This window comes from Streptomyces sp. SID10853 (assembly GCF_010548145.1).
Classification (GTDB): Bacteria; Actinomycetota; Actinomycetes; order Streptomycetales; family Streptomycetaceae; genus Streptomyces.
Genome location: NZ_JAAGLN010000052.1, coordinates 22,155 through 35,831, shown reverse-complemented (window position 1 = coordinate 35,831; position 13,677 = coordinate 22,155). Strand labels below are relative to the sequence as shown.

Sequence of the window (13,677 nt, the reverse complement as noted above, 5' to 3'; positions counted from 1 at the left end):
GGGTACTCGCGGCGCTGGCACCGGCCGTCGTCGCGGGCCGTCAGCCGGTCGTCGAATCGCTCACGGGCCGACGCGGGGTGCGCCACTCCTCACGGGTGATGACGGTGCTCGGGGTCATCGCCATCGTGCTCGGGGGCGCCGTCGCCGCCGTGGGCGGGCTCAAGGGCCGGGCGGTGCTGGTCGCCGTCGGCTCGGTGGTAGCCGAGCTGGGCGTGCTCGCCTGCATCCCGGTGATCGTGGGGTCGCTCGGACGGCTGGGACGCTTCTTCCCGCTGTCCCCCCGGCTCGCCCTGCGCGACGCGGCCCGCAACCGGGGCCGCACGGCGCCGGCCGTCGCCGCGGTGATGGCAGCGGTCGCGGGCACGGTCGCCATCGCCACGTACACCGCGAGCACCCAGGCGGAGGAGGCGTACAACACCCATCTCTCGCTGCCTCCGGGCGTTGTCCTGATCAAGGCCGACACCTATACGGAGGAAGCCGACCCGGCGAAGTCGCTGGAGCTGGCCCGCGGACTCGCCCGGCACGACCTGCCGGTGCAGGGCTCCCCCGCCACCATCAGCCGGGTGTGGGCGGGCAGCGACTGCGACAGGTTCAGCGACGCGGACCCGGACACCTGCGGCTCACTCACCATGTCCAAGCCGAAGGCCAACAGCTGCCCGCTGCAGGAGGCCGGCGGCAAGGATCTGGCGGCCGGGCTCTCCGCGGCCGAGCACAAGCGACTGGTGAACTCACCGAAGTGCAAGGACGCGGAGTACGCCGACGACACCTTCGGCAATGTGGCGGAGATCGTCGTCGGGGACAGCGCGGCACTGCGCGTCTATGCCGGGCTGAAGGATCCGGCAGCCGCCAGAGCGCTGGCCGCGGGCACCCCCGTACTCCTCAACAACGCGTACGCCGGCCCGGACGGCAAGGTCACCCTCACGGCCGTCCACCGGTACGTCGCCGCGGACAAGGCGAACCGCAAACGGCACCCGGGCAAGGCCAGGACGACCGTCAGCCACCTCGCGGTCTACCGGGCGGCCGACCGCTACGCGGCCACCCCGGGGATCCGCATGATCATGCCGCAGGCGACCGCCGACCGCCTCGGGCTGCACACGGGCCCGGTCGCCGACGTCTACCGGGTCGCACATCCGCCGACCGACGCGGAGACGCAGCGCTTCAACGACGGGATGTCGCAGGCGGGCAACGGCGCCTATCTCTCGCAGAACCAGAAGCCGGACGACAGCGACACCACCCTGCTGATCCTCGCGCTGTTCTCGGGCGTGGTGACGCTGGGCGCGGCCGCCATCGCCACCGGTCTGGCGAAGGCCGACGCGGAGGCCGACCTGACGACCCTGAGCGCGATCGGCGCCCCGCCCGGCGTACGGCGCACGCTCAGCGGGTTCCAGTGCGCGGTGGTCGCGGGGACGGGGGTGCTGCTCGGTACCGCGGCGGGTGTGGTGCCCGCTGTCGCGGTGCGGCTCACGGACCTGAAGCGGGCCCTGGACCAGATGCAGAAACACCCGATGGACTCCGCGTACACCCCGATCGTGCTGCCGTGGGAGACCATCGGCATCCTCGCCGTGGCCGTACCGGTCCTGGCCGGTCTGCTGGCCGCGGGCTTCACCCGCTCCCGGCTGGTGCTGACCCGGCGGGCCGGCTGACGGCGGCGCGCGCGGTGGATCAGCCCGTGTCGGGGGTACAACCCGTCGTGGAGTACGTGTGCGAGACAATGGCGGCATGGAGATGCCGAGGAGTGAACGGTCGGAACAGCCGGAGGAGCACCCCAAGGTCCTCATCGTGGGACAGGACGGGATGGCGCTCGGCGGCGGGGCCGGCGGTGACGACGAGTCGCGCGAGGTCCCAGTGACGGAAATGGTGGAACAGCCCGCCAAGGTCATGCGCATCGGCAGCATGATCAAGCAGCTTCTGGAGGAGGTCAGGGCGGCCCCTCTCGACGAGGCGAGCCGGGTCCGTCTCAAGGACATCCACGCCTCGTCCGTGAAGGAGCTGGAGGACGGCCTGGCCCCCGAGCTGGTGGAGGAGCTGGAACGCCTTTCGCTGCCCTTCACCAATGAGGCCATCCCGTCGGAGGCGGAACTACGCATCGCGCAGGCACAGCTGGTGGGCTGGCTGGAGGGCCTTTTCCACGGCATCCAGACGGCGCTGTTCGCGCAGCAGATGGCGGCGCGGGCCCAGCTGGAGCAGATGCGCCGGGCGCTGCCGCCGGGCGCGGGCGGCCAGGAGGAAGAGGACGGGAGCGGGGACGGCGGCCACGGCGCGATCCGCTCCGGCCCGTATCTCTGAGTCCGGCCCGCGCCGCTTCCACCGGCTTCCACCGACTCTCACCGACCACTGAGGCCCGGCCTCCCGCTGCCAGCGGGAGGCCGGGCCTCAGTGGTGATCGGGGCGACGTGCACGAGTGCTGTACGTGAGGGGCTGAGCACGCCGGGGGCCCGCAGTTCTGGGGGCCCGCAGCTCCGAGGGACCTCGGCATTCTGGGGCCGGGAATTCTGGGGGCGGGAATTCCGGGGCCCTGGAATTCTGGGGCCCACCATTCCGGGAAGCGCTACGCGCGCAGGAGGACCTTCCCCACGTGCACCCCGGAATCCAGTACCCGGTGCCCTTCGGCGGCGAGAGCCATCGGGAGTTCCTGGTCCACCACAGGCCGCACCCGGCCGCCGGAAATCAGCGGCCACACATGCTCACGGACCGCGGCGACGATCGCCGCCTTCTCTCCCAGCGGCCGCGCCCGCAGCGACGTGGCCGTGATGGCGCCCCGCTTCCCCAGCAGAGCCGCGAGGTTCAGCTCGCCCTTCGCGCCGCCCTGCATGCCGATCACCGCAAGCCGCCCGCTGGTCGCCAGCGCCGCCACGTTCCGGTCCAGGTATTTCGCGCCGACGATGTCGAGAATGACATCGGCGCCGGCTCCGCCGGTCGCCTTCCGGATCTCCTCGACGAAGTCCTGCTCGCGGTAGTTGATCAGTACGTCGGCGCCCAGCTCCGCGCAGCGGGCCAGCTTCTCGTGGCTTCCCGCGGTCACGGCGACGCGCGCACCGACCGCCTTGCCCAGCTGGATCGCCATCGTGCCGATCCCGCTGGACCCACCGTGCACCAACAGCATCTCGCCGGGCCGCAGATGGGCGACCATGAAGACGTTCGACCAGACGGTGCAGACGACTTCCGGCAGACCCGCGGCCGTGACGAGATCGATCCCCTCCGGTACCGGCAGCAGCTGCCCCACCGGTACGGCGACCTTCTCCGCGTACCCGCCGCCGCCCAGCAGCGCACACACCTCATCGCCGACCGCCCAGCCGGACACCCCGGGGCCGAGCGCCGTGATCCGCCCGGAGCATTCCAGGCCGGGATACGGCGACGCGCCGGGAGGCGGGTTGTAGAAGCCCTGCCGTTGCAGTACATCGGCGCGGTTGACGGCCGACGCCACGACCTCGACGAGGACTTCGCCCTCGCCGGGTACGGGGTCGGGTACTTCGGCCCAGACAAGCGCCTCGGGACCGCCGGATTCGGGGATCGTGATCGCATGCATGATCGCGAGGCTACTCCGCGCCGGCCCCCGCCGCCTTGGGGGAAACCCGGGCGATCGCGATCACCCGGTCGGTGAGCTGAAGCGGACTGGCCTCGGGGTCGTCGTACCCGAGCAGCCGGTGGCCGCGCTTCACGGTGACGACCAGGTCGTTCGCCTCCCGGACGCTCCGCCCCACCTCGGCCTTTATGACCGGCCGCTCGACCAGGTCGAGCCCGCTGCCCTGCTGGATCAGATCCTCCATCACGGTTCCCGCGCTGGGGCTGAGCACCGAGAGACCGAGCAGCCGTCCCGCCGCGCTGGCGCTGGTGATCACCGCGTCGGCGCCCGACTGGCGCAGCAGGGGAGCGTTCTCCTCCTCCCGCACCGCGGCGACGATCTTCGCCCCCCGGTTGAGCTGCCGGGCCGTCAGCGTGACCAGTACGGCGGTGTCATCGCGCTGGGTGGCGATGACGATCTGCTTGGCGCGCTGCAGTTCGGCGCGGATCAGCACGTCACTGCGGGTCGCGTCCCCGATGACACCGGCGAAGCCTTCCGCGTTGGCGGCCTCGATGACCTTGCTGTTGGGGTCGACGACGACGATCTGCTCCCGCTTCAGACCGGTCGCACACAGCGTCTGCATCGCGGAGCGGCCCTTCGTACCGAATCCGACGACGACGGTGTGGTCACGCAAGCGAAGCCTCCAGCGGTTCAGCCGCCACTCCTCCCGGGTGCGCTCGGTGAGCACTTCGAGAGTGGTGCCGACCAGGATGATCAGGAAGAGCACGCGCAGCGGCGTGACAACAAGGATGTTGGTGAGCCTGGCACCGTCGCTGTACGGGACGATGTCGCCGTACCCCGTGGTGGAGAGGGTGACCGTGGCGTAGTAGAACGAGTCGAGCAGATCGACCGTGCTGTCGGCGTTGTCGTGGTAGCCGCTGCGGTCGACCCAGACGATGAGGGCCGTCACCACCAGCACCAGCAGTGCGATCAGGACCCGCCTGCCGACTTGCCGGAGCGGCCGCTCGACCACCCGGCGGGGCAGTTTCACCCGGCGGGTGACCAGCTTCTCCCCCACCTGCCGGTCGAGGGCATCATGACCGGGCAGTTTCACGTGAAACACTCCTCAGCCCACGGCAGATCGAGGATTTCCAGCGGCTGTCCGGCCCGCGCACCTCCGGACGGTACGACGGCGAGCCCGTCTGCGGCAGCGATACCGCGGAGCATCGCCGGCCCATGGAAATGCAGCGGAACCACCTCATCTGTCCGGTGCACTACTGGCACGAGTCGGGTGTCGTACGGATGGCCGTGCACCTCTTCACTGACGGGCATGGCATAAGCCTCCCTGACGGCGCGGCCCGCGAGCCCCCGAAGCAGTGGATCGGCGAGGGTCAGCAGCCCCGACACGGCGGCCAGGGGGTTGCCGGGGAGTCCGACGAGATGGCGTCCGTCGGCCAGCCTGGCGAGCAGCATGGGGTGGCCGGGGCGCACGGCGACGCTGTCGACCAGCAGCTCGGCACCGAGCTTGTGAAGGATCGGATGGACATGGTCGACGGGCCCGGCTGCGGTGCCCCCGGTGGTGATGACCAGATCGGCCCCGGAGCCCGCGACAGCTTGGCGCAGCGCGTCGGCGTCGTCACCGAGATGCCGCGTGGCCAGCACTTCGGCGCCGAGCGTCCGCAGCCAGGGCCCGATCATCGGCCCGAGAGCGTCCCGGATCAGCCCGTCGTGCGGAAGCCCGCCGGCCAGCAACTCATCGCCGAGGACCAGGACTTCCACCCGGGGCCGGGGGAGGACCGGCAACTCGTCGTAACCGGCCGCGGCCGCCAGTCCGAGCACCGCGGGGGTCACCAGCCCGCCGGTCGGCAGCAGCTGGTCACCGGTGCGGCACTCCTGGCCCCGGGGCCTGATGTCCTGCCCGGTGACGACGTTGCGCTGCGCGTACAGCTGCTCGGCGCGGTCGTCGGTCCGGGAGTGTTCGGTGCGGACCACGGCGGTCGCGTCACGCGGGATCCGGGCGCCGGTGGCGATCCGTACGGCAGCGCCGTCCGCGAGCCGCTCGGGCTCGGTGTGACCCGCGAGGATGCCGGCGCCCTCGTTGATCCGCCAGGGTCCCGGCCCGGAGACCGCCCAGCCGTCCATGGCCGAGGTGTCGAAGGACGGCAGATCGGTGAGCGCGGTCAGCGGTCCGGCGAGGATCAGGCCGAGTGCCTGGTCGAGTGGAGCGCGCCGCCCGGACACGGGCACCGCATGCCCCGCCCCCGCCGCACGGGCGCGGGCGGCGGCCCAGGGCGCGGCCCGGTGCTTCTCCTGTTTCCCCGGCTTCTCCGGCTCCTCCGGTCTCTGCGATTTCTGCCGTCTCTCCGCTTCGGCCGACTGCTCCGCGGGCGTGGCGCGGTGGTTCCCCGACACGGATGGCCGCGGCGCGGCGGGGGGCTCCCTGCCGACGAGCGCGAGCGCCTCGTCCAGGTCGCGGTCCTGCTGCCCGGTCATCCGGCGTCGGTCCCCTTGGCCTGTCCGGCCGACTCCCCAGGCGTCTTCTCCCTGAGCGACTCAGCGGGGGTCTCACCGGGCATCTCATCGGGCGTCTTACCGGGCGTCTCATCGGCTGCTGCCCGGGCTGGTTCTTCAGCCGTCTCGGCGGTCTCGTCCGCCCACCGGTTGGCGAGCGCGGCGGCCTGGCGGGCGGCCGCGGCAACGGCCTCCGGCCCGTCCTTCTCCGCCTTCGCCGCGGCGTAGCCGACGAGGAAGGTGGTCAGCGGCGCGGCCGGCCTGGCCACGCCGTGTGCGGCATCGCGGGCCAGGTCGAGGAGTACGCCGGTGTCGACATCCAGCTCGATGCCCAGCTCGGCCTTTACTGCGGTGATCCATTCATCAAGCACGTACCCATGCTCCCTGATGCGGGCACGTGCCGATGCCACGTCCTGCCAGGTGTCGCAGTCGAACGACGCCAGCGGGTCCGCTGCGATCCGGGCGAGGTCCAGCCCGGCGGTGAGCAGCCGCAGAGGCAGCCCGGCGAGCGAACCGTGCTCGGCGGCGAGCGATGCGAGTCCGCGGCGCAGCGCGTCGGTGCGGTAGGCGGCGACGAGCGGCTGGTCCCGGCCACCCGTATCGGCGAGCAACACCCCCTGGCGGGGCCCCGATTCGAGAGCGCCGAGCAGCGCCGGCACCGTACCCTCCCCCAGAAAGGGCAGGTCGGCGGAGAGTACGAGCACGGTGCGGGCCGACACCCCGCGCACCCCGGCACCGAGCGCCGCCAGGGGACCACCGCCGGGCGGCTCCTCCCTGGCCCAGACGACGGGCCGTACGGTCTCGCGCCTCCCCCCGACGACAACGGTGGTCCCGGCCCCACGACAGGCCCCGAGCACCCGGTCGAGCAGCGTCAGCCCGCCCACGGTCAGGCCGGGCTTGTCGGCACCACCGAGCCGCTTGGCGGCCCCTCCGGCGAGCACCACGGCGTCATACAAGGTCATCCCGCGAGTATGAGCCGCGGCAGCGCTGCACGGAATGGCACCGACCGGAACGAGGACCGGGCGGCGCCATTCCGTGGAGCGCTGTCCGCATGGGGCGCGGACCGGTCGGCCACGCGGGGAGCGGGCGGCTACGCGGGAAGTGGGCGGCCACGCGGGAAGTGGGCGGCCACGCGGGAAGTGGGCGGCTACGCGGGAAGTGGGCGGTCGTCGACGACGTGTTTCATGACGAGGGTGGAGGTCAGGCGCTGGACCCCGGGCAGCCGGGCGAGCGTGTCGTCGTAGAGCCGCTGGAAGGCCGCCAGATCAGTGGTGGCGACGCGCAGCAGGTAGTCGGGTTCGCCGAACAGCCGCTGAGCCTGGAGTACGTGCGGGATGGCCGACACGGCCTCCTCGAAGACGGTGACGGTGTCGGGGGCCTCCCAGCGCAGAGTGGCGAAAACGAGGGTCTCGAAATGAAGGCCGACAGCGGCCGGGTCGACCACGGCGCGGTAGCCGCGGATCGCGCCGTCACGCTCCAGGTCGCGCAGGCGGCGATGGCAGGGTGAGACGCTCAGCCGGACGCGGGCGGCCAGCTCGGTGATGGTGAGGCGGCCGTCCTGTTGCAGCTCGGCAAGAATCTTCCGGTCCATGGCATCCATACAGAAGATCTTCCCTCAAGGGGCGCACTTCCGGGGTAAATGCAGAAACACCTTTGGGCGCATTCGTCCTAGCCTTCCTCGCGTACGACGAAACGCGAGAGGGATCGATCGATGGACACGACCACGCTGGCGGCCTTCCTGGCAGTGGATCTGCTGCTGGTATTCACCCCCGGCGCGGACTGGGCCTTCGCGATCTCGGCGGGTCTGCGGGACCGCTCGGTCGTCCCGGCGGTCGCCGGACTGATAGCCGGGCACGCGGCGTACGCGCTGCTGGCCGTCGCGGGGCTGGCCGTGATCGTCGCGCGCTCCCCGGCCGTCCTCACCGCGCTGACCATCGCCGGAGCCGGCTATCTGCTGTGGCTGGGATGGAGCGTTCTGCGAGCCCCGGCCACCGCTACGGGCGCTGGGGAGCACATGGGCGCTTCCCGGACACAGGTCCTGCTCAAGGGGGCGGGAATCAGCGGCCTGAACCCGAAGGCGCTGCTGCTGTACTTCTCGCTGTTCCCGCAGTTCCTCCGCCCCGCGACGGGCTGGCCGGTCGCCGCGCAGACCGGGCTGCTCAGCGCGGTCCACCTGACGGCGTGCGCCGTCGTCTACCTCACCGTCGGGGTTCTGGCCCGGACCGTCCTGAGGACCCGGCCCTCCGCGGCCCATGCCGTCACCCGCGTCTCCGGTGCCATGATGATCGCCGTCGGCGGATTCCTCCTCGTGGAACGCCTGGCCGTCTGACGCAACACCCGTTCCGCCCGTACTCGACCCGTACCGACCTGTACCGACGACCTGTACCGACCTGTACCGACCTGTACCGACAAAGGAGACCACGTGGACGACCCGACGCAGGCGCAGCAGGCCGACCCCAAGGTGCAGGCACGCATCCGGGCCAGTTTCGACCGCCAGGGACTGATGAGCCACCTCGGGGCGCGGATAGCCCGCATCGCGCCGGGCCGTGTGCATATCGTGCTCCCGGCCCGTCCCGAAGTGACCCAGCAGCACGGCTACTTCCACGCAGGCGCCACCAGCGCGATCGCGGACAGCGCCGGCGGCTACGCCGCATACACCCTCTTCCCCGAGGACACCGAGGTCCTCACCGTCGAATACAAGATCAACCTCCTGGCGCCCGCCACCGGCGACCACATCGAGGCCATCGGTACGGTCCTGAAGCCCGGACGCACGCTGACCGTCTGCCAGTTGGAGGTGTTCGGCGTCCAGCAGGGCGGCGAGCGCAAGCTCGTCGCCAACGGCCAGCAGACACTGATCCGCGTCAACCGGCCCGGCCAGTGAGCCAACCGGCCCGCCCAGGGGGCAGGCACCCTCTGCTGCCGCCCTGGGCGACGTGGTGGCAGCGGCCGTTCCCGGACGCCAACACCCTGCTTCTGCAGGGGCGGCAACCGGCGCTGGTCGACACCGGGTTCGTGGCCCACGCCGATGACACCGCCGCATGGGCCCGCGCCCACGCCGGGACCGCCATCGGCCTGGTCGTGAACACCCACTGGCATTCCGACCACGTCGGTGGCAACGCCGCCCTCCAGGCCCAGGGAGCCGCCATCGCGGCCGGGGCCCCGGAGGCCGAGGCCGTCCGGCGCCGGGATGCGGGGTGCTGCTCGGCCGAGTACCTGGACCAGCCCGTCGCCCCGTACACCGTCGATGTCGCGCTCGCCGACGGCCAGGCCCTGCGGCTCGGTGACACCGACTGGCAGGTCGTGCGCACCCCCGGCCACACGCCGGGCCATCTCGCCCTGTGGCAGCCGGACGAGCGGCTGCTCGTGGTGGGGGACGCACTGTCCGACTACGACGTCGGCTGGGTCAACCTCGCCCTCGACGGGCCCGACGCGGCCACCACCGCGCTCACCTCCCTCCAGCGGATCGCCGCCCTCGACCCGCGCGTCGTCCTCCCCTCCCACGGCCCGATCCCCACCGACACCGCGGCCGCCTTCGCTGCTGCCCTGCGCCGGGCCCAACGTCTCGCCGACGACCCGCAAGGGGCCGTCTGGTACGGGGCCCGCCGGATCCTCGCCTTCGCGCTGATGATCCGCGACGGGCTCCCTTCCGAGGAGATCGAGGCGTATCTGCTGAAACGGTCCTGGCTACTGGACGCGGCACGACTGCTGAACCTCACCCCCCAGACACTCGCGGACGAATTGCTCGCCTCGATGCTCGGCAACGGCGCGCTCGTCCTGCGCGAAGGCCGGATTCGCGCCGCCGCCGAACACACCCCGGTCACCGCCCAGTCGTTGCGGGTCCCCTACCCACGCGCCTGGCCTGCAGCCGAGTCGCCCTGACCCGGATCTCCGTCGTTCTGAGCGCACTTGGACGATCCCGGTCGACAGCCCCTAGACCCCCCGCAGCAGCACCGCGGGCTGCTCCACGCAGTCCGCCACGTACCGCAGGAAGCCGCCTGCCGTGCCGCCGTCACACACCCGGTGGTCGAACGTGAGGGAAAGCTGCACCACCTCCCGCACCGCGAGTTCCCCCTCGTGCACCCAGGGCTTGGGCACGATCCTGCCCACGCCCAGCATCGCGGCCTCGGGGTGGTTGATGATCGGCGTGGAACCGTCGACCCCGAACACGCCGTAGTTGTTCAGCGTGAACGTCCCGCCCGTCAGCTCCCCCGGGGTCAGCGCGCCGTTCCTGGCCGCCTCCGTCAGCCGTATGAACTCCTCGTTGAGCGACTCCGTGGTGCGCCCGTCGGCCTCGTGTACCACCGGCACCACCAGCCCCCGCTCCGTCTGCGCGGCGAAGCCCAGGTGAACGGACGGCAGGCGCACGATCTCCCTCGCCTCCGTGTCCACCGTCGAGTTCAGCTCGGGAAAGCGCGCCAGGGCCGCCGTACAGACACGGGCCAGCAGCGCCAGCACCGAGATCTTCGGAACGCCCGCACCGCTCGCCGCGTTCATGGCTGCCCGCGCGGCCATCAGCTCGGTGGCGTCCGCGTCGACCCAGCACGTCGCATCCGGTATCTCGCGACGGCTGCGCGCCAGCTTGTCCGCGACGGCACCACGCATTCCCCGGAGCGGCACCCGGCTCCCCGAACCCGCAGGCCCAGTCCCGGCTCCAGACCCGGCGACAACCCCAGTCCCAGACCCAGGCCCAGACCCAGACCCAGACCCAGTCCCAACAGCAGTCCCAGCAGCAGTCCCGGTCACAGCTGTCCCGGCAGTTCCAGCAGCTCCGGTCCCAGTCGTCCGGGCAACCGCAACAGTCCAGTCGGTCCCGCCCGCCGCAGGGGTGGGGGTGGGTATCGCCTGCTCCACATCGGAGCGCAGAATCAGTCCGTCCGGACCACTGCCCGTCAGCCCTCGCAGGTCCACACCGTGTTCACGCGCCAGCCGCCGCACCAGCGGAGAGATCACCGGAACAGGACCCACCCGGAGCACGGCGGACGCCACAGGCTCCGTCCGGGCCGGCCGGGTGCCATCGGCGACCCGCACACGCCGCCGCCGTGCGGCCACCGCGCCGCCCGTCCCGTACCCCACCAGGACATTCCCTGACGAGTCGTCATCAGCTGCCGAAGCCCTGGCGGGACCCCCAGGACCTGCAAGACCGGCAGGACCCGCCGAACCGGCAGCACCCGAACCGACCTCCGGCCCCACCGTCACGGTCAGCAGCGGTGAACCGACCGGAAGTTCGGCGCCCTCATCGCCGAACCGCGCCGTCACCATGCCCCCGTACGGACAGGGCACCTCCACCAGCGCCTTCGCCGTCTCGACCTCGACGACCGGCTGGTCGATGGCGACCACATCGCCGACCTCCACCAGCCACCGCACGATCTCGGCCTCGGTCAGCCCTTCCCCGAGGTCGGGCAGCTTGAATTCAAGGCAGTTCACGTCCGAACCACCAGAAGCACCAGAAGCACCAGAAGCAGTCGACATCAGCTCTCCGCCTCCCACTGCAGTCGGGCGACCGCGTCCAGCACCCGGTCCACGCCGGGCAGATGATGCCGCTCCAGCATCGGCGGCGGATACGGGATGTCGAACCCCGAGACCCGCAGCACCGGTGCCTCCAGATGGTGGAAGCAGCGCTCCGTCACCCGTGCGGCGATCTCCCCGCCGGGCCCCCCGAACCCGGCCGACTCATGGACGACGACCGCCCGTCCCGTACGCCGCACCGAATCGCACACCGTGGCGTCGTCGAACGGCACCAACGAGCGCAGATCCACGACCTCCAGATCCCAGCCCTCCTCACGGGCCGCCTCAGCCGCCTCCAGGCAGACCGGCACCGACGGCCCGTACGTGAGGAGAGTGGCGCTGGTGCCCGCGCGCCGGACCACGGCCCGGCCTATCGGCTCCACGGTGGCAGGCGCGTCCGGCGACCACTCGGCCTTCGACCAGTAGAGCCGCTTCGGCTCCAGGAAAATGACCGGGTCGTCGGAGGCGATGGCGGCACGGAGCAACCCGTACGCGTCGGGGACCGTGGACGGCGTGACGACATGGAGCCCCGGAGTCGCCATGTAGTACGCCTCCGACGAGTCGCTGTGGTGCTCGACTCCGCCGATCCCGCCCCCGTACGGCACCCGCACCACGATCGGCATCGGCAACGCGCCCCGGGTGCGGTTGCGCATCCGCGACACATGGCTGACGAGCTGCTCGAACGCCGGATAGGCGAAGGCGTCGAACTGCATCTCCACCACCGGCCGCAGCCCGTACATCGCCATACCGACCGCCGCCCCGAGAATGCCGGCCTCGGCGAGCGGCGTGTCCGTACAGCGGTCGTCGCCGAACTCCTTCGCGAGACCGTCGGTGACCCGGAACACTCCGCCGAGCGTCCCGACGTCCTCCCCCATGACATGCACGGTGGGGTCATCGGCCATCGCGTCGCGCATCGCCCTCTGCAGTGCCTGCGCCATCGTGGCCGGCTTCACCGCGACTGTGCTCACCGCCCGGCCTCCGCTTCCAGCTCGGCGCGCAGCTGCTCCGACTGCTCGCGCAGCTGTGGTGTCGGCGCGTCATAGACATGAGCGAAGACGTCCATGGGGTCGAGCAGCGGATCCGCGTTCATCCGTCCGCGGAGATCCGCCGCCATCGCGTCGGCGGCCTCGGCGGCAGCGCCTTTGCGCTCCTCGTCGAGCAGCCCGCGCCCGGTCAGCTCACGCTCCAGGAGCCGGACCGGGTCGTGCGCCCGCCAGGACTCCACTTCGGCATCCGCGCGGTAGCGGGTGGCGTCGTCGGCGTTCGTATGCGCGTCCATCCGGTAGGTCACCGCTTCGATCAGCGTCGGGCCGCCACCGGTCCGCGCCCGCCGGACCGCTTCGGAGAGCACCTGGTGCATCGCCGCCGCGTCGTTCCCGTCGACGAGCCTGCCTGGCATTCCGTACCCCACGGCCTTGTGGGCGAGCGAGGGGGCGGCGGTCTGCTTGGCGAGCGGCACGGAGATCGCGAAGCCGTTGTTCTGTACGAGGAAGACGACAGGCGCGTGCCACACAGCCGCGAAGTTCAGCGCCTCGTGGAAGTCGCCCTCGCTGGTCCCGCCGTCCCCGACCATCGCCAGCGCGACCACGTCGTCCCCGGACAGGCGGGCGGCGTGCGCCAGGCCGACCGCGTGCGGGAGCTGGGTGGCGAGCGGGGTGGAGAGCGGGGCGATGCGGCACTCGCGCGGGTCGTATCCCGTGTGCCAGTCGCCCCGCAGCAGCGTCAGGGCCTCGACCGGGTCGAGGCCGCGCGCCACGGCCGCGAGGGTGTCGCGGTAGCTGGGGAAGAGCCAGTCCCGCTCCTCCAGGACCAGCGCGGCGGCCACCTCGGACGCCTCCTGTCCGGTGGATGACGGGTAGACGGCAAGCCTGCCCTGCTTGGTGAGGGCCGTCGCCTGCGTATTGAAGCGGCGGCCGTGCACCACGGCGTCGTACAGCCGGAGCAGCAGCTCCCTGTCGAGCCCGGCTGCGGCCTCCGTACCGAGCACCCGGTACGGCTCCGGGTCCGGGAGCAGCGGCGCGGGGTCGGTGCGGAGCTTCCATGCCGGGTAGGCAGTAGCACCGGGCAGCTCTTGGACCGTCATGCCAGACACCTCCTCATGGGGAGCGGGAGGGCGCACCTTCGTGTGATGCGCCTCACCTACCGATTGTTCGGTCGAA

General features: G+C 71.6%; 12 protein-coding genes and 1 pseudogene. 5 read left to right on the top strand and 8 right to left on the bottom strand.

Features of this window, described 5'->3' with window-relative positions:
• A pseudogene (locus G3I19_RS13345) lies at positions 1-1,643 on the top strand (ABC transporter permease); the annotation flags it as partial.
• Positions 1,644-1,719: 76 nt separating this feature from the next.
• On the top strand, positions 1,720-2,286 hold the full coding sequence (locus G3I19_RS13340) for a bacterial proteasome activator family protein (RefSeq protein WP_164263528.1): 567 nt from the start codon (positions 1,720-1,722) through the stop codon (positions 2,284-2,286).
• 262 nt (positions 2,287-2,548) lie between these two features.
• Here G3I19_RS13340 and G3I19_RS13335 read toward each other — a convergent pair whose 3' ends face one another.
• The 5 genes from G3I19_RS13335 to G3I19_RS13315 all read right to left on the bottom strand — a co-directional run bounded on the left by G3I19_RS13335 (position 2,549) and on the right by G3I19_RS13315 (position 7,613).
• Positions 2,549-3,526 (bottom strand): NAD(P)H-quinone oxidoreductase, encoded by a 978-nt coding sequence (locus tag G3I19_RS13335; RefSeq protein WP_164263526.1) that lies wholly within the window; start codon positions 3,524-3,526, stop codon positions 2,549-2,551.
• A 10-nt stretch (positions 3,527-3,536) separates the two neighbouring features.
• Entirely contained in the window at positions 3,537-4,616 is a 1,080-nt protein-coding gene (locus tag G3I19_RS13330; protein WP_164263524.1) for a potassium channel family protein, read from the bottom strand.
• A complete protein-coding gene (locus G3I19_RS13325) occupies positions 4,613-5,995 on the bottom strand; it encodes a molybdopterin molybdotransferase MoeA (protein WP_164263522.1) in 1,383 nt (460 codons plus the stop codon). The genes G3I19_RS13330 and G3I19_RS13325 overlap by 4 nt, the downstream gene beginning before the upstream one ends.
• Complete coding sequence (locus G3I19_RS13320) at positions 5,992-6,975, bottom strand: NTP transferase domain-containing protein (RefSeq protein WP_164263519.1); 984 nt, start codon at positions 6,973-6,975, stop codon at positions 5,992-5,994. The genes G3I19_RS13325 and G3I19_RS13320 overlap by 4 nt, the downstream gene beginning before the upstream one ends.
• A gap of 185 nt (positions 6,976-7,160) precedes the next feature.
• Positions 7,161-7,613, bottom strand: coding sequence for an Lrp/AsnC family transcriptional regulator (locus tag G3I19_RS13315; protein WP_164263517.1), 453 nt, complete (start codon positions 7,611-7,613; stop codon positions 7,161-7,163).
• Between the two features lie 111 nt (positions 7,614-7,724).
• Between G3I19_RS13315 and G3I19_RS13310 the strand changes: the two genes are divergently transcribed.
• From G3I19_RS13310 to G3I19_RS13300, 3 genes are all read left to right on the top strand, one after another.
• Positions 7,725-8,342 carry a LysE family translocator gene (locus G3I19_RS13310; RefSeq protein ID WP_164263515.1) on the top strand — a complete coding sequence of 206 codons (618 nt, stop codon included), beginning with the start codon at positions 7,725-7,727 and terminating at the stop codon, positions 8,340-8,342.
• A gap of 93 nt (positions 8,343-8,435) precedes the next feature.
• Positions 8,436-8,894, top strand: a complete 459-nt coding sequence (locus tag G3I19_RS13305) for a PaaI family thioesterase (protein ID WP_164263513.1) — start codon at positions 8,436-8,438, stop codon at positions 8,892-8,894.
• Positions 8,891-9,892 (top strand): MBL fold metallo-hydrolase, encoded by a 1,002-nt coding sequence (locus tag G3I19_RS13300; RefSeq protein ID WP_164263511.1) that lies wholly within the window; start codon positions 8,891-8,893, stop codon positions 9,890-9,892. The genes G3I19_RS13305 and G3I19_RS13300 overlap by 4 nt, the downstream gene beginning before the upstream one ends.
• A gap of 51 nt (positions 9,893-9,943) precedes the next feature.
• On the opposite strand, the gene G3I19_RS13295 is transcribed toward G3I19_RS13300, so the two are convergent.
• From G3I19_RS13295 to pdhA, 3 genes are read right to left on the bottom strand one after another with little or no spacing between them, the layout of a single operon-like run.
• Positions 9,944-11,482 carry a dihydrolipoamide acetyltransferase family protein gene (locus tag G3I19_RS13295; RefSeq protein ID WP_164263509.1) on the bottom strand — a complete coding sequence of 513 codons (1,539 nt, stop codon included), beginning with the start codon at positions 11,480-11,482 and terminating at the stop codon, positions 9,944-9,946.
• Positions 11,482-12,486, bottom strand: coding sequence for an alpha-ketoacid dehydrogenase subunit beta (locus tag G3I19_RS13290; protein ID WP_164263506.1), 1,005 nt, complete (start codon positions 12,484-12,486; stop codon positions 11,482-11,484). Before G3I19_RS13290 ends, G3I19_RS13295 begins: the two co-directional genes overlap by 1 nt.
• Positions 12,483-13,601, bottom strand: a complete 1,119-nt coding sequence (pdhA, locus tag G3I19_RS13285) for a pyruvate dehydrogenase (acetyl-transferring) E1 component subunit alpha (protein WP_164263504.1) — start codon at positions 13,599-13,601, stop codon at positions 12,483-12,485. The genes G3I19_RS13290 and pdhA overlap by 4 nt, the downstream gene beginning before the upstream one ends.
• Positions 13,602-13,677: the final 76 nt, after the last annotated feature.